The 19,253-nt window shown below is 68.7% G+C and carries 20 protein-coding genes and 1 pseudogene; 10 read left to right on the top strand and 11 right to left on the bottom strand.

What is annotated here, in order from left to right; genetic code table 11:
* The first annotated feature begins 89 nt into the window (after positions 1 to 89).
* The 3 genes from AC0Z36_RS15970 to AC0Z36_RS15960 all read left to right on the top strand — a co-directional run bounded on the left by AC0Z36_RS15970 (position 90) and on the right by AC0Z36_RS15960 (position 2,410).
* On the top strand, positions 90 to 947 hold the full coding sequence (locus tag AC0Z36_RS15970; protein ID WP_485463544.1) for a bifunctional methylenetetrahydrofolate dehydrogenase/methenyltetrahydrofolate cyclohydrolase: 858 nt from the start codon (positions 90 to 92) through the stop codon (positions 945 to 947).
* Entirely contained in the window at positions 944 to 1,315 is a 372-nt protein-coding gene (locus tag AC0Z36_RS15965) for a DUF3017 domain-containing protein (protein WP_485463543.1), read from the top strand. The genes AC0Z36_RS15970 and AC0Z36_RS15965 overlap by 4 nt, the downstream gene beginning before the upstream one ends.
* Positions 1,316 to 1,420: 105 nt before the next feature.
* Positions 1,421 to 2,410: a malate dehydrogenase gene (locus tag AC0Z36_RS15960; protein WP_485463542.1), complete on the top strand. Its 990-nt coding sequence runs from the start codon at positions 1,421 to 1,423 to the stop codon at positions 2,408 to 2,410.
* A gap of 114 nt (positions 2,411 to 2,524) precedes the next feature.
* On the opposite strand, the gene AC0Z36_RS15955 is transcribed toward AC0Z36_RS15960, so the two are convergent.
* The 3 genes from AC0Z36_RS15955 to AC0Z36_RS15945 form a co-directional block, all read right to left on the bottom strand.
* A complete protein-coding gene (locus AC0Z36_RS15955; RefSeq protein WP_485463541.1) occupies positions 2,525 to 2,992 on the bottom strand; it encodes an Lrp/AsnC family transcriptional regulator in 468 nt (155 codons plus the stop codon).
* Between the two features lie 130 nt (positions 2,993 to 3,122).
* Positions 3,123 to 4,346 (bottom strand): ornithine--oxo-acid transaminase, encoded by a 1,224-nt coding sequence (gene rocD / locus AC0Z36_RS15950; protein WP_485463540.1) that lies wholly within the window; start codon positions 4,344 to 4,346, stop codon positions 3,123 to 3,125.
* A gap of 112 nt (positions 4,347 to 4,458) precedes the next feature.
* Positions 4,459 to 5,370, bottom strand: coding sequence for a dimethylarginine dimethylaminohydrolase family protein (locus AC0Z36_RS15945; RefSeq protein WP_485463539.1), 912 nt, complete (start codon positions 5,368 to 5,370; stop codon positions 4,459 to 4,461).
* 418 nt (positions 5,371 to 5,788) lie between these two features.
* On the opposite strand from AC0Z36_RS15945, the gene trpS reads away from it, so the two are divergent.
* The 3 genes from trpS to AC0Z36_RS15930 are packed head-to-tail and all read left to right on the top strand — an operon-like array spanning position 5,789 to position 8,410.
* Positions 5,789 to 6,805: a tryptophan--tRNA ligase gene (gene trpS / locus AC0Z36_RS15940; RefSeq protein ID WP_485463538.1), complete on the top strand. Its 1,017-nt coding sequence runs from the start codon at positions 5,789 to 5,791 to the stop codon at positions 6,803 to 6,805.
* A gap of 5 nt (positions 6,806 to 6,810) precedes the next feature.
* A complete protein-coding gene (locus AC0Z36_RS15935; RefSeq protein ID WP_485463537.1) occupies positions 6,811 to 7,371 on the top strand; it encodes a 2'-5' RNA ligase family protein in 561 nt (186 codons plus the stop codon).
* A 19-nt stretch (positions 7,372 to 7,390) separates the two neighbouring features.
* Complete coding sequence (locus AC0Z36_RS15930; RefSeq protein WP_485463536.1) at positions 7,391 to 8,410, top strand: YihY/virulence factor BrkB family protein; 1,020 nt, start codon at positions 7,391 to 7,393, stop codon at positions 8,408 to 8,410.
* A gap of 354 nt (positions 8,411 to 8,764) precedes the next feature.
* Here the strand turns inward: AC0Z36_RS15930 and AC0Z36_RS15925 are convergent, their stop codons facing one another.
* The 4 genes and pseudogenes from AC0Z36_RS15925 to AC0Z36_RS15910 form a co-directional block, all read right to left on the bottom strand.
* Entirely contained in the window at positions 8,765 to 9,949 is a 1,185-nt protein-coding gene (locus tag AC0Z36_RS15925) for a beta strand repeat-containing protein (protein ID WP_485463535.1), read from the bottom strand.
* A 48-nt stretch (positions 9,950 to 9,997) separates the two neighbouring features.
* Positions 9,998 to 10,351: a hypothetical protein gene (locus AC0Z36_RS15920; protein WP_485463534.1), complete on the bottom strand. Its 354-nt coding sequence runs from the start codon at positions 10,349 to 10,351 to the stop codon at positions 9,998 to 10,000.
* 176 nt (positions 10,352 to 10,527) lie between these two features.
* Positions 10,528 to 10,671: pseudogene (locus tag AC0Z36_RS15915) on the bottom strand (transposase); the annotation flags it as partial.
* A 229-nt stretch (positions 10,672 to 10,900) separates the two neighbouring features.
* Positions 10,901 to 12,052: a D-alanyl-D-alanine carboxypeptidase family protein gene (locus AC0Z36_RS15910; RefSeq protein ID WP_485463533.1), complete on the bottom strand. Its 1,152-nt coding sequence runs from the start codon at positions 12,050 to 12,052 to the stop codon at positions 10,901 to 10,903.
* Between the two features lie 238 nt (positions 12,053 to 12,290).
* On the opposite strand from AC0Z36_RS15910, the gene AC0Z36_RS15905 reads away from it, so the two are divergent.
* On the top strand, positions 12,291 to 12,527 hold the full coding sequence (locus AC0Z36_RS15905; RefSeq protein ID WP_485463532.1) for an SCO4848 family membrane protein: 237 nt from the start codon (positions 12,291 to 12,293) through the stop codon (positions 12,525 to 12,527).
* Positions 12,524 to 13,891, top strand: a complete 1,368-nt coding sequence (locus AC0Z36_RS15900) for a cytochrome P450 family protein (protein ID WP_485463531.1) — start codon at positions 12,524 to 12,526, stop codon at positions 13,889 to 13,891. The genes AC0Z36_RS15905 and AC0Z36_RS15900 overlap by 4 nt, the downstream gene beginning before the upstream one ends.
* Before the next feature lie 543 nt (positions 13,892 to 14,434).
* Here AC0Z36_RS15900 and AC0Z36_RS15895 read toward each other — a convergent pair.
* Together AC0Z36_RS15895 and AC0Z36_RS15890 are read right to left on the bottom strand one after the other, a co-directional pair.
* Entirely contained in the window at positions 14,435 to 15,283 is an 849-nt protein-coding gene (locus tag AC0Z36_RS15895) for an SGNH/GDSL hydrolase family protein (protein ID WP_485463530.1), read from the bottom strand.
* Positions 15,284 to 15,414: 131 nt separating this feature from the next.
* Positions 15,415 to 15,906, bottom strand: a complete 492-nt coding sequence (locus AC0Z36_RS15890; RefSeq protein WP_485463529.1) for a MarR family winged helix-turn-helix transcriptional regulator — start codon at positions 15,904 to 15,906, stop codon at positions 15,415 to 15,417.
* Positions 15,907 to 16,025: 119 nt separating this feature from the next.
* Here AC0Z36_RS15890 and AC0Z36_RS15885 point away from each other — a divergent pair, with 119 nt between their 5' ends.
* Positions 16,026 to 16,472: a VOC family protein gene (locus tag AC0Z36_RS15885; protein WP_485463528.1), complete on the top strand. Its 447-nt coding sequence runs from the start codon at positions 16,026 to 16,028 to the stop codon at positions 16,470 to 16,472.
* A gap of 58 nt (positions 16,473 to 16,530) precedes the next feature.
* On the opposite strand, the gene AC0Z36_RS15880 is transcribed toward AC0Z36_RS15885, so the two are convergent.
* Entirely contained in the window at positions 16,531 to 17,133 is a 603-nt protein-coding gene (locus AC0Z36_RS15880) for a TetR family transcriptional regulator (protein WP_485463583.1), read from the bottom strand.
* Positions 17,134 to 17,191: 58 nt separating this feature from the next.
* Positions 17,192 to 18,142 carry an acyl-CoA desaturase gene (locus tag AC0Z36_RS15875; protein WP_485463527.1) on the bottom strand — a complete coding sequence of 317 codons (951 nt, stop codon included), beginning with the start codon at positions 18,140 to 18,142 and terminating at the stop codon, positions 17,192 to 17,194.
* A gap of 262 nt (positions 18,143 to 18,404) precedes the next feature.
* Between AC0Z36_RS15875 and AC0Z36_RS15870 the strand changes: the two genes are divergently transcribed.
* Entirely contained in the window at positions 18,405 to 19,181 is a 777-nt protein-coding gene (locus tag AC0Z36_RS15870; protein ID WP_485463526.1) for a hypothetical protein, read from the top strand.
* Positions 19,182 to 19,253 lie beyond the last annotated feature (72 nt).

Below are 19,253 nucleotides of genomic sequence, written 5' to 3'. Positions count from 1 at the left end.
CCCCGTGCGGGACAATTGTCGGAGAGCGACCAGCACCAGGTCCCGGTCGCTCCAAGACCCGTCATCCGCCTCGACCAGGAGACGCATTCGTGAAGGCGCACAAGCTCGACGGCAAGGCCACAGCGGCACAGATCAAGGCCGAGCTGGCCACCCGCGTCCAGGCCCTCAAAGCCCGCGGGATCACCCCGGGCCTGGGCACCGTCCTGGTCGGCGACGACCCCGGCAGCCGCTCCTACGTGGCGGGCAAGCACCGCGACTGCGCCGAAGTCGGCATCGCCAGCATGCAGCGCCAACTGCCCGACGACGCCTCCCAGGCCGACGTCGAAGCAGTGGTCCTCGAACTCAACGCGGACCCCACCTGCACCGGCTACATCGTCCAGCTGCCACTGCCCCGGCACCTCGACGCCAACAAGGTCCTCGAACTCATGGACCCGCAGAAGGACGCCGACGGCCTCCACCCGATGAACCTCGGCCGCCTCGTCCTGGGCGAGGAGGCCCCGCTGCCGTGCACCCCGCGCGGCATCGTCGAGCTGCTGCGCCGCTACGACGTGCCGATCAACGGCGCCGAGGTGTGCGTCATCGGTCGCGGCGTCACCGTCGGCCGCCCGCTCGGCCTGCTGCTCACCCGCCGCAGTGAGAACGCCACCGTCACCCTGTGCCACACCGGCACCAAGGAGATGGCCCTGCACGCCCTCCAGGCCGACATCATCATCGCCGCGGCCGGCGTCCCGGGGCTCATCAGCGCCGACATGGTCAAGGCCGGCGCGGCCGTCCTCGACGTCGGCATCACCCGCACCGAGCACGGACTGGTCGGCGACGTCCACCCCGAGGTCTACGAGAAGGCCGCCTGGGTCGCCCCCATGCCCGGCGGCGTCGGCCCGATGACCCGCGCGATGCTGCTCACCAACGTCGTCGAGGCAGCCGAGCGGCAGGCCGCCCGGCTGTGAAGGCGGCGAGCCCCGAGCCCGGCGGCAAGGCCGGCACGTACACCCCGGAGGGGGGCACCTCCCCGGTCGGCCCGGCGGGCATCCGCGAGTGGCCGGCGGTCCTGGTGTTCTCCTGCCTGGCGGTGTCCCTGTTGTCCGGCTCGATCTTCGGGTTCCGGACCGGCTCGATCATGATCGGGGCGACGCTGGTGCTGGCCGCCGGGCTGCGGCTGGTGCTGCCCGAGGTCGGGGTCCTGGCCGTCCGCAGCCGGTTCACCGACATATCGGTGCTGCTGTTCCTCACGGTCGCGGTGGTGCTGCTCGGCCTGTCGGTACCCCCGCCGCTGATAGACCTGCCGCTGATGCCGTCCCGTACCGGGGTCAAATAGGCGCCGTTTCCCGGTGACCGGGGCCACCGGACGGCGGAGTAGTCTGACCGCCGAAGCGTCCCGGACATGAGCTTTAATCCGCCAGGTACCCAGGAGACCAACGCAATGACCCGCACCCCCGTCAACGTCACTGTCACCGGCGCAGCCGGCCAGATCGGCTACGCGCTCCTCTTCCGCATCGCCTCGGGCCAGCTGCTCGGCGCAGACGTGCCGGTCAAGCTCCGCCTCCTGGAGATCCCGCAGGGCGTCAAGGCCGCCGAGGGCGTCGCCATGGAGCTCGACGACTGCGCGTTCCCGCTGCTCGCGGGCATCGACATCTTCGACACCCCCACCGAGGGCTTCGCGGGCGCCAACGTCGCGCTGCTCGTGGGCGCCCGCCCGCGTACGGCCGGCATGGAGCGCGGTGACCTGCTCGCCGCCAACGGTGGCATCTTCAAGCCGCAGGGCGAGGCCATCAACGCCGTCGCGGCCGACGACATCAAGGTGCTCGTGGTCGGCAACCCGGCCAACACCAACGCGCTCATTGCACAGCGGCACGCGCCGGACGTCCCGGCCGAGCGCTTCACCGCCATGACCCGTCTGGACCACAACCGCGCGCTGACGCAGCTCGCGAAGAAGGCCGGCGTGTCCGTCGCGGACATCAAGAAGCTGACCATCTGGGGCAACCACTCGGCGACGCAGTACCCGGACATCTTCCACGCGGAGATCTCCGGCAAGAACGCCGCCGAGACGGTCAACGACCAGACGTGGCTCGCCGACGACTTCATCCCGACCGTCGCCAAGCGCGGTGCGGCGATCATCGCGGCCCGCGGCGCGTCCTCGGCGGCTTCGGCCGCCAACGCGGCGGTCGACCACGTCCACACCTGGGTCAACGGCACCGCCGCCGGCGACTGGACGTCGATGGGTGTCGTCTCCGACGGTTCCTACGGTGTGCCGGAGGGGCTGATCTCGTCCTTCCCCGTCACCACCAAGGACGGCAAGTGGGAGATCGTCAAGGGCCTGGAGATCGACGCGTTCTCCCGCGGTCGCATCGACGCCTCGGTGGCCGAGCTGTCCGAGGAGCGCGACGCGGTGCGCGAGCTGGGCCTCATCTAGCACTGGACCTCAGCTGAGCCGATCCGGCACTGAACTGACGCAGGAGAAACCCGGCCCCGACGGTGACACCACCGTCCGGGCCGGGTTTTTTCGTACGGAGGAACCGACGCTCGGTCAAGGACTCGTGCGGGAGCGTTCCAACAGCCGGTTCAGCACCACTGTGCTGCGCGTCTTCAACACCACCGGCTCCCGCCGGATCGTCTCAAGCACCGTCTCGAGGTGCCGGACATCGGCCGCCATCAGGCGCACGACCGCGTCGGCCTCGCCGGTCACCGTGTCCGCGGTGACGACTTCGGGGAAACGCTCCAGGCACTCCAGGAGCTTCGCCGGGGAAGTGCGCGGAACGCAGTAGACCTCCACCCACGCCTCCGTCGTCCAGCCGAAAGCCCGGGGGTCGATCCGTACGGTGAAGCCCTGGATGATCCCGTCGCGCCGGAGCCGGTCCACCCGCCGCTTCACCGCGGGGGCCGACAGGCCGACGTCGACGCCGATGACCGAGAAGCTCGCGCGGGCGTCCCGCAGCAGGCAGGTGACGATCCGCGAATCGAGATCGTCGAGGGAGAGGTTCGAGGTGCGCGACACGAGTCCATGGTGAACCCCAGCTCCGGCTGGGGTGTCCGTATTGCGATAACCGGTCGCGGAACCAGGAGCGCGGTGCACAGGACCGGGCGTGCGCCCGCGGGGACGCACGCCCGGTCCCGTCGGCCGGTCGTCAGGACAGCACGGCCCGCAGCTGCTCCAGCGCCCAGTCCAGATCGTCCTTCGAGATCACCAGCGGCGGCGCGATCCGGATCGTCGAACCGTGGGTGTCCTTCACCAGCACACCGCGCTCCATCATCGCCTGCGACACCTGGCGGCCCGTCCCGCGTGACGGGTGGATGTCCACCCCCGCCCACAGACCGCGACCGCGCACCGCGGTCACCGTGCCGTCGCCGATCAACGACTCCAGCTCGCGGTGCAGGTGCTCGCCCAGCTCCGCGGACCGCAGCTGGAACTCGCCGGTCCGCAGCATCGCCAGGACCTCCAGGCCGACCGCGCACGCGAGGGGGTTCCCACCGAACGTCGAGCCGTGCTCACCGGGCCGGAAGACCCCCAGCACATCCCGCGACGACACGACACCCGACACCGGCACGACGCCGCCGCCCAGCGCCTTGCCCAGGATGTACATGTCCGGCACGACCCCCTCGTGCTCACACGCGAAGGTGCGGCCCGTACGGCCCAGCCCTGACTGGATCTCATCGGCGATGAACAGCACGTCGTTCTCGGCGGTCAACTGCCGCACCGCGGCCAGATAACCCGGCGGCGGCACCAGCACCCCGGCCTCGCCCTGGATCGGTTCGAGCAGCACCGCCACGGTGTTCCGGTCGATCGCGGCGCGCATCGCCTCCACGTCGCCGTACGGCACCACTTCGAACCCGGGGGTGTACGGACCGAAGTGCCGCCGCGCCTCGTCGTCCGTCGAGAAACTCACGATCGTCGTGGTCCGGCCGTGGAAGTTCTCCGCCGCCACGATGATCTTCGCGCGCCCGTCCGGCACACCCTTGACCTCGTAACCCCACTTGCGGGCGGTCTTCACGGCGGTCTCGACCGCCTCCGCGCCGGTGTTCATCAGCAGGACCATCTCCATGCCGGCCAACTCGGCCAGCTGCTGGCAGAACGGTGCGAACTGATCGTTGTGGAACGCCCGGCTGGTCAGTGTCACCCGGTCCAGTTGCCGCTTCGCCGCCTCGATCAACCGCACATTGCGGTGCCCGAAGTTCAGCGCGGAATAACCCGCCAGCATGTCCAGGTAACGCTTGCCCTCGACATCGGTCATCCACGCGCCCTCCGCCTCGGCCACCACGACCGGGAGCGGATGGTAGTTGTGCGCGCTGTACCTGTCGGCGGTCTCGATCAGCTGTGCGCTGCCCGGCTGCGTGTCGTGCTGCGTGCTCAACGCGTACGTCCCTTCAACAAAGATCCGAAGCACCGGCGGATGACCGGTGCCGAATCCCTCCGCGGACCCCCTTGTGAGGGAGCGGCACGGAAAGCCGCCGTCCTCGGGCTGTCTAACGAGCGTCGGACAGTTCGAGTACGCAACTGCGCACACCCGCGCCGTGCGGGTGGTACGCGGACATCTCCAAGGACACCGGCCGGAAGCCGTGCCGGGCCAACGCGGCGCCGAAACCGGGCGCGCCGGCGGGCAGGACCACGTTCAGCCCGTCGCTGACCGCGTCCAGGCCGAACGCCAGGGCGTCCTCCTCGCCGACGGTGATCAACTCGGGGAACAGTCGGGCCAGGACCAGCTGTGCCTGGGTCGAGAACGCCGCCGGGAAGTACGCGGCGACGCCGTCGGCCAGCACGGACAGGGCGGAGCCGAGTGCGTGGAAGCGCGGATCGACCAGCTCGACCGGGACGACGGGGCGCCCGAGGAAGTCCCCGGCCTCGCGGTGGGCGGGCAGTTCGGTGTGCGGGCCGTACGCGGCGATCAGCCAGGGACCCGCCGCGACCAGGTCGGCCTCGCCCTCGTGGGCGAACACGGGCTCAAACCGGCTGCGGAAGCCCCGGTCGGCGAACCAGCGGAGGTATTCGGGCCCCTGGGCGAGTTGTTCGGTGCGGCGGAACCTGGCCCCGAGGACCCGGCCGTCGACGACCGTGGCGGCCCGCCCGGCGAGCACCATCCACGGCAGCCCGACCCTGGGCGGGATCAGGCTGACCCGGTGGCCCAGCGCGATGAGGTTGGTGCGCAGGGCGTTCCACTGCTCGTGCGCGGCCGGACCGGCACCCGGGCCGTTGAGGTGGGTGGGCGGGCACATCAGGAAGTGGCGGGCCCGCGCCTGCCGGGGGGACTTACGCGCCTGGGCCCGCTGCCGCCGGGGCCGGGGGAGCCGCACCTGGCCGGTGGCTGTGCGGGCGGCCGACCCCTTGGCGGGAGAGGTCGACGTGTCTTCGAAACGGTCGCAGGGCGAGCTGAGGTGCACGTGATCTCCCCCTGGAGTGTGGAGCGGGAATTCGCGGACCGGTGGGGTCCGCTTGTTCCGGCGTCGGTGCCGGCATCGGCACGGCCCCGGGCTGACGGGTTCACCACGCCGGGGTCGGTGGAACCCGCGGCAGGGTTCCCGTCGCTGTATGTGATCGGGTACGCAGCGTGCTGGTTCGGAGCCCAGCTTAAGCGCAAGCAGCCGCGCCGTGTGTGCCCTAATCGTGCGTGGAATTGGTGGATCGTTGCGCTGAATGGCCTAATGCCGGTGGATCGTTGTCCGAGTGGTCCGCGGGCCGGATCCCGGTGGTCCGGTTCCGGTCCGCAAATATGAGTGGGCGCGCCCGGCGCCGCGGACCGACATTCCAGTTGGCGAAACCCGTTGGGGATCACCGCGCGGCACCTGAGAGAATGCGGTCATGGTCTCGCCGCGTCCCCGCTCCCTGTCCGGTATCCAGCCCACCGCCGACTCGTTCCACCTCGGCAACTACCTGGGTGCGGTCCGTCAGTGGGTCGCGCTCCAGGAGACCCATGACGCCTTCTACATGGTCGTCGACCTGCACGCGATCACCCTGCCGCAGGACCCCGCGAAGCTCCGTGCGCGTACCCGCGCCTCGGCCGCCCAGCTGCTCGCCGCCGGGCTCGACCCGGAGCGCTGCACCCTGTTCGTGCAGAGCCACGTGCCCGAGCACGCCCAGCTCGGCTGGATCATGAACTGCCTCACCGGCTTCGGCGAAGCCGCCCGGATGACCCAGTTCAAGGACAAGTCCGCCAAACAGGGCAGCGACCACACGTCGGTCGGCCTGTTCACGTACCCGATCCTGCAGATCGCCGACATCCTCATCTACCAGGCCGACGCCGTGCCGGTCGGCGCGGACCAGCGGCAGCACGTCGAGCTCACCCGCGACCTCGCCCAGCGGTTCAACGCCCGCTTCGGCGAAACCTTCACGGTGCCGGCCCCGTACATCGTCAAGGAGACGGGCCGGATCACCGACCTGCAGGACCCGACGATCAAGATGAGCAAGTCGGCGTCGTCGCCCAAGGGCATCGTCGACCTCCTCGACGACCCGAAGGCCGCGGCGAAGAAGATCCGCAGCGCGGTCACCGACACCGGCACCGAGGTCCGGTTCGACGAGGAGGACAAACCCGGCGTCTCCAACCTGCTCACCATCCACTCGGCGTTCTCCGGCACCCCGGTCGCCGAGCTTGAGGAGCGGTTCGCCGGCGGCGGCTACGGCGACTTCAAGAAGGAGGTCGCCGAGGTCCTCGTCGACTTCCTGGTGCCCTTCCAGGAGCGTGTCCGCGGCTACCTCGAAGACCCCGCCGAGCTGGACCGCGTCCTGGCCGTCGGCGCGGCGAAGGCGCGTGCCGTCGCCGGGCCCGTCCTGGCCAAGGCGTACGACCGCATCGGCTTCCTGCCCCCGGCGAAGGGCTGACCGGCGTGACCGGGGCGGCGCCGGCGGGCGGGGCGCACACCATCGGTGTGTCCATCGCCGTCCCCGAACCGCACGGCACGCTGCTGCAGCGCTGGCGGGCCGGCTTCGGCGACCCGCTGGCCTCGGCCATCCCCACGCACGTCACCCTGCTGCCGCCCACCGAGGTGGACGGAGCGGATCTGCCCGCGGCCGAGGAGCACCTGCGGGCCGTCGCCGCCGACGAACGGCCGTTCGAGCTATTGCTTCGCGGCACCGGCACCTTCCGCCCGGTCTCCCCGGTCGTCTTCATCGCCGTCGCCAAGGGCATCGCCGACTGCGAACGCCTGGAGACCGCCGTCCGCAGCGGCCCCCTCGCCCGCGAACTCGCCTTCCCGTACCACCCGCACGTCACCGTCGCCCACCACCTGGCGGACGACGTCATGGACCACGCCTTCCAGACACTCGCCGACTACGAGGCCGCCTTCACGATCCCCGGGTTCAGCCTGTACGTCCACGGCGACGACGGCATCTGGCGGCCCAAGTGCTACTACGCCTTCCAGGCCCTCCCCGGAATGACCGCACCTTGAGAAGGGCATGCGTACGCCCGTGGCATGGACTGATCGCATCGCTTCCTGGCCGTACGTCGGCCCGGTCTGGCGCGCCTACTCGCGGTACAACGACAAACGCGGCGACCGCCTGGCCGCAGCCGCGGCCTACTACGGCTTCCTGTCGCTGTTCCCGCTGCTGACCCTGGCCGCCGCGGTCATCGCCGGCATCCTGGACCCAAGCCGGGTCAAACAGCTCAAAGACAAGATCTCCGAACAGATCCCCGGCGTCGCCGACAAGATCGACATTGATGCGCTGGTGGACAACGCCGGCACCGTCGGCGTGGTCGGCGGCGTCCTGCTCCTGATCGCCGGGACCAGCTGGATCGACGCCGTACGCTCAGCCATCCGGACGATATGGGGCGAGGTCGAAGCCCCCGGCAACATGATCACGGGCAAGCTCGCGGACATCGGGGTGCTCATCGGACTCGGTCTGACCATGGGACTGTCCGTCGCCGCCTCCGGCTTCGCCACCGTCGTCATCGGACAACTGTCCGACACCATCGGCCTGGCCGGCAACCCCGTGGGGCGGATCCTCCTCCAGGTCGCCGCCTTCGCCGTCGCCGTCGGCGCGAGCCTGTTGCTCTTCCTCTACCTGCTCGTCGGCGTGCCCCGCCTGCAGATGCACCGCCGGGTCGCCGTCCAGGGCGCGCTCATCGGCGCGGTCGGCTTCGAGATCCTCAAGGTCCTGGTCTCCTCGTACATGGCCGGCGTCGCCGGAAAGAGCATGTACGGAGCCTTCGGCGTCCCCATCGCCCTGCTCCTGTGGATCTACTTCGTCAACCGGCTCATGCTGTTCTGCGCCGCCTGGACCGCCGTCATGGAGACCGCGCGGGACACGACAGTCCGCTACATCACCGTCGCCGAGGACCCGGGCCCGGAGCGCCGCTTCCCCGACCACCCGGCCCCCGAACGCCGCCGCATCGGCCCCTACATCGCGGGAGTCCTCAGCACCGCGGGCGCCGGAGTGGTCCTGGAGAGGCTCACCAGGAACGGCGGACGCAACCGGACGAGAACCTGATCGCACGGAGGAAGGCCCCGGCGTGCTGCCGGGGCCCCGGTGACACCTTGGGCAGACTCCGTGCGCCGGTATCGGACATCGCAGTCCACCGATCAAGAAGGCGAGCAACCGGGTGGATGAGTCTTCGACCCCGGTGGTGGTCGGGCGGACCACCACCGCCCGCCCGTCGGCCGTGCCAGCGGACGGTGGTGGTCGGGACTGGCTGCTCCCCGAGAGCTCGCCGGGACGTGCGACGAACACGCCGTTCCCGGTTCACGCGCCTCCCCGCCGGATCCACCGGCGGGGAGGCGTTGACCTTCGAGCGGCTTCAGGAACGCCGCCCGCAGTCGTAGCCGGGGTCAGCCGCCGAAGCGGTTACGGGACGATGGTGCAGTTGTTGACGGTTCCGGTGTTGGCGGGGAGGAAGTGGCACAGGTTGGTGCCCGCGTTGCCGTCGACAGTGCCGAAGTTGCTGTCGCTCGGGTGGAAGCCGCCGGCGGTGCCGGTGGCGGTGATGTCGTCATCCCCTGTGCCGCCGTTGATGACACCGGCGTTACCGACCCCGTTACCGTTGCTACCGACGCCACCGCTGGCTCTGACCACGTCGTTTCCGCCACCGCCATTGATGGTTGCATTGTTACCGTTGTTGCCCAGATCGACGCCGTTGCCGCCGGTGACGGTGATGGCGTCCACCCCGGCGCTGCCGGTGATCGTGCCGTTGCTGTTGCCGGCGCCACCATTGGAGCCGCGGCCGGTGCCGGTGCCGCCGGTGGCGGTGATCGTGACGCTGCCGGTGATGGTGCCGCCGTTGTTGCCGTCGCCGGCGTCGGCGAAGCCGGTGGTATCACCTTGGATGACGTCGCCGCCGGTGGCGGTGACGCTGCCGCCGTTCGTGCTGCCGGTGAGGGTGCCGATGTTGCCGTGGCCGCCCGTGGGGTTGGCACCGGCACCGGCGTTGTCGCCGGTGCCGCCGGTGGCGGTGATGGTGCTGGCGGTGCCGGCGCCACCGGTGATGGTGCCGCTGTTGCCGACCCCGCCAACCAGGCCGTCGCCGCCGGTCACCTGGATGGTGTCGGTGTCGGTGCCGCCGTTGATGGTCCCGGTGTTGGCGGTGCCGCCGGTGAAGAACCCGCCGACGCCGCCCTTGGCGATGATGGTGTCGTTGCCGGTGCCGCCGTTGACGATGCCGGCGTTGCCCACCGCGCCGCCCAGGAGGAGGCCGCCGCCGTTGACGGTGATCGCGTCGTTGCCGTCGTTGCCGTTGACGGTCGCGCCGGCCTCGACGCCGGCGCCGCTGCCGTTGACGGTGACGGAGTCGTTGCCGGCGCCGGCGTTGACGGTGTCACCGGTGGCCACGGTGCCGCAGACGATGACGTCGGCGCCGGAGGTTCCGCTGATGGTGTGGTTGGTGGAGGTGGTGCTTTGGGCGGTACCGTTGACGACACAGTTGGTGGCGGAGACGGCACTGGCGGGGCCCGTCATACACACGCCCGCCACCAGCACGCCCGCCGCCAGCAGCGGCAGCCGGTGGAGCCTGGTCAAGCCTTTGCTATGTGACACGATTGTCACTCTCCTTGTCGGGTCAGCCCGAGTTCCGAAGACAAATCGTCACGCGGTTCGAACGCTACGCCGCAGGGGGCTTCCTGTCCACTGGACTAACTGCGAAAAAGTTCGTGGCGGGGTGTTGGCCGGCGCTGCTTCCTTGAGCGGACTTCCGGCGTAGGCCCAGCGGAAGGGTCCGGCGGTTTCTTCGCGGTTGATGGTGTAGCGCTGGGTCTTGTCGACGAGGGCGTCCGGGGTGGCGAAGTCTCCGTGCCGTGGGACCCGGCGGGTCAGCGTGGAGAAGACCAGCTCGACCTGGTTGAGCCAGGAGGCGTCGGGGAAGGCGGTGAAGGTCACCGCGTCGTTGCCTGTGATCACCTCGGTGAGCACTTCGCCCGTGCGCACGTCTAGGGCCGCCACCAGACGGACGGTGCCGTGGCGGACGTACTCATACCCCTGGCGGACCGGTTCGCCCCGGGGCGGCCGGGGTGCTTGCGGGAGCGGGCCGCGATCGTGGTCTTCTCGTCGACGGACAACAGCACCGCGTCTTCGGGCGGGTTGTGGTACAGGTCGCAGATGTGCTCGACGCGCTGCCAGAACCCGAGGCAGTCTGTGATCAGGTGGCGCTTCCGACCTGCCACTTTCTTCCCCGCGTCGTATCCGCGGCTGTCGGCGCCGACAGTTTCCGCGGTTCGGACGGATTGGGAGTCGATGATCGCCGCGGTCGGGTCCGTCTCCCGCCTTCCGCCTGTCTCACCAGGTCACGCAGGTCACGCAGGTCATTGTGGACCGCGTCGACGTCACCGTCCTGGTACCGGCCGGTGAAGATCGCGCGCGCGGTCCGCCAGGGCGGGTTGTGCTCGGAGTGGTTCGTCACCACCGGGCTGTCAAGAGGCCCTGTCCCTATGGGGAGTTATGGGCGAAGACGCCCGCTCGGCACTCCCTGGTGGATCGGCTTGTCCACAGGCACTAAGGCAACACGTCGAAACCGTCCGCGTCGGACCGGGCCCGCCGCCGCAGCACCACAAACACCGCACCGCCGATCACCAGCCCCGCCGGGACACACACCCCCAGCCACAGACCCCACGGCAACGCGGAATCCCCACCCGACACCGCGGCCTTCACCGGGGCGGCCTGGGTCTGCTGCTGCGGCGACGCAGCCGCAGCCGGTGTCTGACCGGGCTTGGCCGCCGGACCCACCAGCGCCCCCACCGGCTGCGCCTTCCCCACCGCCTGGAAACCCCAGTCCAGGAGCTTGGCGGTCTCCTCGTACGTCTTGCCCTTGCCCTTGACGTGCATGACGCCGACCAGCAGAGTGCGACCGTTCCGCTCCGCCATCCCGACGAACGTGTTGTCCGCGTTGGTCGTGAAACCGTTCTTCACCCCGAGCATCCCCGGATACGTGTCCAACATCGTGTTCGTGTTGTGGATCCCGAACGGCGGATCACCCGGCTTCCCGGGGAACTGCGCGTTCCTGGTGCCCGCGTAGCTCTTGAAATCCGCGTTCCTCATACCCTCCCGGGCGAACAACGACAGGTCGTACGCCGACGACACCTGCCCCACCTCGTCGTACCCGTCCGGCGTCACCGCCGTCGTGTCCAACGCGCCCAGCTGCTTCGCGCGCTCGTTCATCTGCCGCACCGTCTCCGGCACACCACCGTTCATCGCACACAGCACATGCACCGCGTCGTTCCCCGACTGTAGGAAAACCCCACGCCACAGGTCCTCGACCTTGTACGCCTGGTTCTCCTTGATGCCCACCAGACTGCTCCCGGCACCCAAACCCTGCAGCTCCTGCGGGGCCACCAGATGCTCGGTGTTCCGGTCGATCTTCGGCAGCACCGTGTCGGCGAACAACATCTTCAACGTCGACGCGGGCGGCAACTTCCAGTGCGCGTTCTTCGCCGCCAACACCTCACCCGACACGGCGTCCGCGACCAGCCACGAATAACCCGTCACCTCAGGCAACGGAGCAACCCCGGCGGGAACATCAGCCTGCACACCGGGCAGCGCCAACCGCGGCCCGCCCACATCCGACATCCCCGCCGGTGGCGGGGGCTCCGGCGCAGGCGTATCCGCCGTCGGCGGCCGCTCCGGGGCGGCGACCGCTACCGGCCCCACCCCCAGAAGGGTGACAAGGGTCGCCGCAGCGATCGCAACAGGCTGGAGAACACGGTGTGACCTGGGCGGCATACATATGAGCGTATCCACGAGCCCCGGCTGCGGTGCGACCGCCGCACCGGCGCATACTGGACCCATCGGCGTGAACGACCGGAAATCCACCCGCATGCCCCAACAACCAAGGGCATACGGGACACCGGCCACCCGAAAAGAACACCAGCAGCCCAAGGAGCAGCACGTGCGGATCGGCCGCGGCATGTCCGCCTTCCTCGCCCTCTTCGGACTCTGGACCTGGATCCTGTGGCCCCGGTTCCTCAAAGCGATCTGGGACGACGACCGCTCCTGGAACGACGGCCCCACCACCTTCTTCCTCATCCACATCCTGCTGATCGCCGCGTCCTTCGCGTTCGGCAACATCATCGGCTGGCTCGGCGTCAAGGGCCTGCGCCACGACCGCCGCACGCTCCCGCGATGACCACGCCGAGCACGGGCTGCCCCCTCGACGGCACCCTTGACGGCTCCCTCGGCGTGCCGCTCGACGACCTCGTCGACAGCCTGGTCGGCGGTTTCGCCGACGGCCCTCCTGGCACCGTTCCCGACGGCCCCGAACTCTTCACCCGCGAATTCGGCACCGACCCGTACCCGGCTTACGCCCACCTGCGCGAACACGCACCCGTCCACCAGGTGAAGCTTCCCAGTGGCGTCGAGGCCTACCTCGTCACCCGCTACGCCGACGGCCGCCAGGCACTCGCCGACCAACGCCTCAGCAAGAACCCCCGCCACGCCTACAAGGCCTGGCAGCAGGGCAAGGTCGGCGTCCCGGGGGAGCACCGCTCCGGCATCGGCGCGCACCTGCTCAACATCGACCCGCCGGACCACACCCGGCTCCGCCGCCTGGTCTCCAAAGCCTTCACCCCGCGCCGCGCCGAAGCCTTCCGGCCGCGCATCGAGGAGCTGACCGACCGGCTCATCGACACGTTCGCCGCCAACGGCAGCGCCGACCTCATCCACGAGTTCGCGTTCCCGCTGCCGATCTACGCGGTCTGCGACCTCCTCGGCGTCCCCGCCGAAGACCAAGAGGACTTCCGCACGTGGGCCGGGCTGATGATCCGCCACCGCATCCCCGGTGAGAAGCCCCCGCCCCGCGGCGGCATGCGCCGCGCCGTCAACCTCATGCAGACCTACCTGCGCGAACTCATCATCCGCAAACGCGCCGGACTCAAGACCGACGGCGGTGACGACGACCTCATCTCCGGGCTCATCCGGGCCAGCGACCACGGTGAACACCTCACCGAGGACGAAGTCGTCTCGATGGCCTTCATCCTGATCTTCGCGGGCTTCGAGACGACGGTGAACCTCATCGGCAACGGCCTCCACACCCTGCTCACCCACCCCGGGCAGCGCGCCCAGCTCGCCGCCGACGCGGACCTGATCGTCTCCGCCGTCGACGAGCTCCTGCGCTACGACGGCCCGGTGGAGATCGCCACCTGGCGCTTCACCACCGCCGCCGTGACCATCGGCGAAACCGACATCCCCGCCGGCGAACCCGTGCTGGTCGTCCTCGCGGCGGCCGACCGCGACCCCGAGCGGTTCCCGCAGCCGGACACGCTGGACCTCACCCGAGCCGACAACCAGCACCTGGGATTCGGCCACGGCGTCCACTACTGCATCGGCGCGCCGCTGGCCCGGCTCGAAGGCCAGATCGCGATCAGCACACTGTTGCGGCGACTTCCCGATATCCGGCTTGACGAGCCGTCAACGGAATTGTTCTGGCGCGGCGGACTCATCATGCGCGGACTGCAGCGGCTGCCCGTCGCATTCACCGCCGAAGAGCGCTGAAACAAGCAGCTGAGACAAGCTGCTGAGACGAGAAGCTGCGACAAGCCCCATGGGGTGGACGGCGGAATGCGGAATGACGGAAGGCCCGGTGTGCGAGCACCGGGCCTTCCGTCATTCCCCCCGCGGCACGCTCCCCAAGAACCAGCCGCTGGTCCGGATCAGCCGCTTCCCCGAGAACCGGCCGACCCTTCTCCCCCTGTTCCCCGCAGTGGAGGCCGCACCGGGTGTTTCCCCGACGCCCGGTGCGGCCTCTGCTGCCGTGAAGCCCCTCCGCTCCCCAGCGGACCCTCACAACGTCATTTGTACCCCCGGGGCAGGGCATCCGACTACAAACCTTGACCTGATTCACTGACAGTGGTGAATTACTGTCACAATCTCGGCACAGCAGGTTTCTTCGGTGGTGGTACGCGGAATGTGAGCGGGATTTCCGCGCGGTGAATTCCGCGCACCAGTCGGCCGCCTGTTTCAGCGTCAGGGCGAAGTCAGACGGAAGTCAGACCGACGTCAGACGGAAGTCAGGCCGACGTCGGACGGAAGGGGATATCAGACCAGCACCTTCGCGAAGGTGTCAGCCAGCACCTGGTAGCCCGCGGGATTCGCGTGGATGTCCTGCTTCGTGCACATGAACGTCCACTGGCAGACCCGCGCCACGTTCAGCGGCACCTCACCCACACCCGGCAGCGGGACCGTCGGCGAGAACGAGTTCGTCGAGAACGCCGTGGCCACATCGGCCGTACGGAAGCCCTTGACCGTCAGATTCCACCAGATCACCTGGTTGAACGCCGACTGCAGGAAGTTCGAGAACCGCGCCGTCCCCTGCCCCTGCGGACCGGCCAGCCACGCGGCCAGGAACGGGTTGTAATACGTCATCCCGGCGTACTGCACCTTCGATCCGCCGGCCGCCTTCAGCTGCCCGAGGATCACCGGCAGGTTCCGCCCCACCGCGGCGATCCCGTCGATCGTGCACTTCAGGTTGACCGTCCCACCCGCCGCACACCGGCCGACATCGTTCGCGCCGATGTCGATCGTCACGTAACGCACCTGGGACTTGTGCGCCTTGACGAACTTCACCGCCGCGTCCAGCTGCGACTTCGCGCCTTCGTACGTACACCGGTCGCCGTTGATCATCGACGTGGTGGTCGCGCCCGAACAGCCGAGCTTGATGTGCTGGAGCTTGGAGTCCTTGGCCTTCAGCTGCGTGTACAGCCGGTCCGTGTAGCCCTGGTCGGTGTCACCCAGGCCCGGCATGTAACCCCGGGCCAGCGAGTCACCGGTCGACACGTAGTACGTCGGGCCCATGTCGGCCGTGGCCGACGCCGAAGCGATTCCACCAGCTACCAGCATGGCGGCGCAGGCGGCGAACGCGAGCACAGTCCGCGATCTGAAACGCATTCCGTTCCCCCCAGAGGTGCCCTCAGGACCACCGGCGGCGGTCGTGGGCGCCCATTGTGGAACGTTCCGCGCCAGAAGTCCCTACCCGCGGGTAGATCCTTCCGCCGGATGATCGACCTGACCAAGCCCTGCTAGTCGTTGTCGAACGGCCCTATCACCGAACGCAACAGCCCGGCCAGCGTAGCCCGTTGATCCAGCGTCAGCCCGCCGAGGATGTCCCGCTCGTGCTCAAGCAGGTCGGCCATCGCCAAGTCCACCCGCTCCCGGCCGGTCGCGGTCAACTGCACCAGAACCCCACGCCGGTCACCCGGATCGGGCAGTCGCCGCACGAGGTCTTTGGCCACCAGACGGTCGATGCGATTGGTCATCGTTCCGGAGGTCACCAGCGTCTGGGTGAGGAGTCTTCCGGGGGAGAGCTGATAGGGATCGCCAGCCCGCCGCAACGCCGAGAGCACGTCGAACTCCCACGACTCCAGGTCCCGCGCGGAGAACGCCGAACGCCGCGCCCGGTCCAGATGGCGGGCCAGACGGGTGACGCGGCTGAGCACCTCAAGCGGTTCAACGTCGAGGTCAGGGCGTTCCCGCCGCCATGCCTCGATCAGCCGATCGACCTCGTCCCTCATGGGGGCGAGTCTAGCGAGTACTTCGACGCCGAGCCTCTTGACGTCGAGACAAAGCGCGGGCAGGCTGAAGGAAGTCTCTCGACATCAAGATAAATTGGGTACGGAGGAACCGGACCGCCATGTGGAACCCCCGCCGATACCTCCACTACACCGACGAACGCGACCGCCCCTTCCACGACCGCACCGACCGCATCCCCACCCACAACCCGCACATCGTCATCGACCACGTCCAACTCGCCGCACCGGTCGGCAGCGAGGACATCCTGCGCCGGTTCTGCACCCAGGCGCTCGGCATGACGGAGATCCCCAAACCGCCGATGCTCACCGCCCGCGGCGGCTGCTGGTTCGCAGCGGGAGCGGTCCAGCTCCACTACGGCACCGAGGCCGACTTCCGACCCGCGCGCAAGGCCCACCTCGCCCTGCGGGTGCGGGGGATCGACGCGTACGGAACACACCTGGCCGCCTGCGGCAGCACCGTGACCTGGGACGACAACCTGCCGGGGCACCGCAGGTTCTACGCCGACGACCCGGTGGGGAACCGGCTCGAATTCCTGGAACCCCACTGAGCCTGGCATGCCGGAGGGCGCCGCACCCCCACAGGAGAACGACGCCCTTCGAACGCGATCAGGTGCTGCGACGCCCCATCAGATGCGGCTTGGACTCAAGCCCTGACAAGCCGTTCCACGCCAGGTTCACCAGATGCGCGGCCACCTCGGCCTTCTCCGGCTTCCGCACGTCCAGCCACCACTGCCCGGTCAGCGCCACCATGCCCACCAGCATCTGCGCGTACATCGGCGCGAGACGCGGGTCGTAGCCACGCGACTTGAACTCATGGCCGAGGATGTCCTCGACCTGCGTCGCGATGTCGTTCAACAGCGACGCGAACGTGCCCGTCGACTGCGCCACCGGAGAATCCCGCACCAGGATGCGGAAGCCGTCCGTCGACTGTTCGATGTAGTCGAGCAGGGCGAACGCCGCCTGTTCCAGCAACTCCCGCGGATGCCCGCCGGTCAACGCGCTGGTCACAAAGTCCAGCAGCGTCCGCATCTCACGGTCGACCACGACCGCGTACAACCCTTCCTTGCCGCCGAAGTGCTCGTACACCACAGGCTTCGAAACACCGGCCTTGTGGGCGATCTCCTCGACACTCGTACCGTCGAAACCGCGCTCGGCGAACAGCGAGCGGCCAATGTCGATCAGCTGCTCACGGCGCTCCTTACCGGTCATGCGCACGCGACCGCCGCTGCGTGCGGCGGCCCTTCTGTTGCTGTCGGTCACCGATACATCATGTCGCGCGTCGGGCCTCCACTCGCGCCCGGTCCGGCCAGCGGACGTCGGATACCCACTTCAACTGCTCCATCCACCGGATGATCCTGGCACTGGAATCGAGCTGACCACGCAGTACGCCGTGACGCGCCGAGGTCTGGTCGGCGTGGTGCAGGTTGTGCCACGACTCGCCCATCGAGGGGATCGCCAGCCACCACACGTTGCCCGACTTGTCGCGGGACTTGAAAGGACGCTCACCCACCGCGTGGCAGATCGAGTTGATCGACCACGTCACGTGGTGCAGCAGCGCGACCCGGACCAGACCGGCCCAGAACAGTGCCGACAGCGCCCCCTGCCAGGACCACGACCACAGACCGCCGACCAGCGCCGGCGCGAGGAGCGACACAGCGACCCACAGCGGGAACTGGCGCGAGACCCGCACCATGTCCTTGTCCTTCAGCAGGTCGGGCGCGTACTTGCTCTGGTCGCTCTGCTCGGTGTCGAACAGCCACCCCATGTGGGACCACCACATGCCCTTGGTCAGCGCCTTGAACCCGGTGCCGTACTTCCACGGGGAGTGCGGGTCGCCGTCCTGGTCGGAGAACTTGTGGTGCTTGCGGTGATCCGCCACCCAGCGGACCAGCGGCCCCTGGATCGCCATGTTCCCCGCGATCGCCAACGCGATCCGCACCGCGCGGTGCGCCTTGAACGACCCGTGCGTGAAGTACCGGTGGAACCCGACGGTGATGCCGTGCCCGGTGATCGCGTACATGACGGCCGCGATGACCACGTCCCGCCAGTGCAGCCCCCACCCCCAGGTCACCGGCACGGCGGCGATCAGCGCCAGGAACGGGAGCCCGATGAAGAGCCCGAGCGCGATCTGCTCGGCCAGGTTCTTCTGCTCACCGCCCATTGTGCCGCTTGCCTGCGGCGGCGTGTCCAGGACAGCGGTACTCGTGGGAGCGGTCATATAAGGAGCCCTCACCGGTAGGCAACAGAGAAAACCCCAGGACAGGGGTGGATCTACGGTGCCGTAACTTACGCACCCGTAGGTTTTGCCAGTATTGCAGGACGATACCCGGATCGAACAGGGGCGCTACGTCAAACGGTTTTCAACGCGGTAAGACATGCGGGACCGGCCTGAACAAGCCGATCCGGCTGGATTCACTCGATGAGATGGTCTACCTAGACGATCATGGACATCAGGACATTCGTGCGAGGAGGCTGCTCGTATGGACGAACTGAGCGGGCGGGTGGCGAGCCGACTTCAGGCACAGAGGGGCGGCCTCTCCGGGCCCGCAACCACCGTTGCAACCCCGGACCAGGTGCCCGAAGGGCCCCGGCACCTACGCAAAGAGCACGCGCGAGCGCTGCGCTGTGAAGGGCTCACGTGCCTGGAAATCGCACAGTTGATCGGAGAGCCCAAGACGACCGTTACCTACTGGACCCGTGAGATCCCCGTACCGAAGCGTGCCAACCGGCAGCGCACTTGGGTAGAGAACGCGCGGGCGCAGGAGGTCATCGCCGAGTTCCGCGCCGAGCACGGTGAACCGGACTCCCCGCTGAAGTCCAAGCTGCAGAACCTTCGTCGGACGGGGCCGAAACCCCATGCAGTCGCGGATGAACTCCGGGCGATGGCCCGTGAGATGCGGCTGGCCGGGAAGACGTACGACGAGATCGAGCTGGAAGTCGGCGTATCGAAGAGTACGGTCTCGCTTTGGGTGCGGGACCTGCCGAAGCCAGAGCGCCGCTACCGGCCGCAGGAAGGACACATGGCCGCCATGCGCGATGCCCGACACATGCAGTTGGAGGCGAGGCGTGCTGCGAACAAGTCGGAAGCGCAAGCTCAGGTCGGACAGATGACAGACCGAGATCTGTTCATGGTGGGTCTGTCGCTTTACTGGGCCGAAGGGGCGAAGGACAAAACCCACCGACGGTCTGAGAACGTCCTGTTCGTCAACAGCGACCCCGATGTGATCGATGTCTTCAGAGTGCGGTTCGCACCGTAATGCCCGGGTTTGGTGTCGCTCGATGGGGTGACGTTGGGGCATCTCTGCCGGTCGGGCGTTCGAGGTTCGCTT

This window comes from Kitasatospora sp. UYEF31 (genome assembly GCF_057291755.1).
Note: the sequence above shows the minus strand (reverse complement) of the source record. Positions and strands in the feature narration are given on the sequence as shown.

Bases quoted from the DNA above. Each gene is read 5' to 3' on its own strand.
- AC0Z36_RS15895 (WP_485463530.1), bottom strand. From the start codon at position 15,283: ATGCGTTTCAGATCGCGGACTGTGCTCGCGTTCGCCGCCTGCGCCGCC.
- AC0Z36_RS15870 (WP_485463526.1), top strand. From the start codon at position 18,405: ATGGACGAACTGAGCGGGCGGGTGGCGAGCCGACTTCAGGCACAGAGG.
- AC0Z36_RS15960 (WP_485463542.1), top strand. From the start codon at position 1,421: ATGACCCGCACCCCCGTCAACGTCACTGTCACCGGCGCAGCCGGCCAG.
- trpS (WP_485463538.1), top strand. From the start codon at position 5,789: ATGGTCTCGCCGCGTCCCCGCTCCCTGTCCGGTATCCAGCCCACCGCC.
- AC0Z36_RS15900 (WP_485463531.1), top strand. From the start codon at position 12,524: ATGACCACGCCGAGCACGGGCTGCCCCCTCGACGGCACCCTTGACGGC.
- AC0Z36_RS15885 (WP_485463528.1), top strand. From the start codon at position 16,026: ATGTGGAACCCCCGCCGATACCTCCACTACACCGACGAACGCGACCGC.
- AC0Z36_RS15875 (WP_485463527.1), bottom strand. From the start codon at position 18,142: ATGACCGCTCCCACGAGTACCGCTGTCCTGGACACGCCGCCGCAGGCA.
- AC0Z36_RS15890 (WP_485463529.1), bottom strand. From the start codon at position 15,906: ATGAGGGACGAGGTCGATCGGCTGATCGAGGCATGGCGGCGGGAACGC.
- AC0Z36_RS15880 (WP_485463583.1), bottom strand. From the start codon at position 17,133: ATGACCGGTAAGGAGCGCCGTGAGCAGCTGATCGACATTGGCCGCTCG.